Origin of the sequence: Paenibacillus curdlanolyticus YK9 (assembly GCF_000179615.1) — a bacterium.
Classification (GTDB): domain Bacteria; phylum Bacillota; class Bacilli; order Paenibacillales; family Paenibacillaceae; genus Paenibacillus_T; species Paenibacillus_T curdlanolyticus.
The window spans coordinates 1-970 of record NZ_AEDD01000032.1; the positions used below are offsets into that span (position 1 = coordinate 1).

The following is a 970-nucleotide window of genomic DNA, read 5'->3' on the forward strand; positions in this document are numbered from 1 at the left end:
GCGATCAAAGAAAACGGGAAACCGCTCCGAAAGCTGATCGGGTGTCGCGCAGGTGACGACCGTATTGCGGAAGCCGCAGCGCTCGACGTTTTCGCTTAATATTTTGGCGCGGGCGGGATGAATTTCATTCGCAATAAGCAAGCCTTGATTCTGCATTGCGCCCGCGATTTGCGTCGTCTTGCCGCCGGGCGCAGCAGCGAGGTCGAGTATCGTCTCGCCAGGCTGCGCTTCCAGCGCTTCGGCAGCGGACATTGCGGAAGGCTCCTGAATGTAATAAAGGCCTGCGGCATGATACGGGTGTTTGCCGGGGCGGACTTCTTCATTATAGTAGAAGCCTGTCTTGCACCAATCGATCGGCTCAAGCCCGAACATTTGGGTTAAAGCGTGAAAGCGCTGATCGCCATTCCATTGCTGGGGCGGCAGCTTTATTGGATTAAACCGCAAGCCGTAGGCCCGGGGCGCATCATAGCTGGCGAGAAACGCTGGCGTCTCGTCGCCCAGCAGCTGCCGAGCTTGCTGAATGAACGCCTCCGGGAGCAGACTGCGTACGTGGGTAAGGGACAATTTCAAGCACTCCTTCTAAATCGGAAAAAGTGACGGTTACCGTCCGCGGCGTCCGCCGCCGTTATTCGAGCGGTCGCCGCGCGAGCTGCCGCCTCGAGGAGCAGAGCCACTGCTGCCGCGCGAACCGCCGCGGGGCGCAGAGCCAGCGCTGCTGCGGGAGCCGCCGCGACCGCCGCCAGCAGGGGCGTCGCCCCAAGGGCTAGCGCTAGCGGAACCGCTGTCGCGCTTGCCTGCTGGCGCAGAGCCAGCGCTGCTGCGGGAGCCGCCGCGACCGCCGCCAGCAGGGGCGTCGCCCCAAGGGCTAGCGTTGGCGGAACCGCTGCCGCGCTTGCCTGCTGGCGCAGAACCAGCGCTGCTGCGGGAGCCGCCGCGACCGCCGCCAGCAGGGGCGTCGCCCCAAGGGCTA

Annotated in this window: 2 pseudogenes; both read right to left on the bottom strand. The window is 64.4% G+C overall.

The window, feature by feature from the left end:
• Positions 1 to 564: pseudogene (locus PAECUDRAFT_RS24295) on the bottom strand (RNA methyltransferase); the annotation flags it as partial.
• 36 nt (positions 565 to 600) lie between these two features.
• A pseudogene (locus tag PAECUDRAFT_RS24300) lies at positions 601 to 970 on the bottom strand (hypothetical protein); the annotation flags it as partial.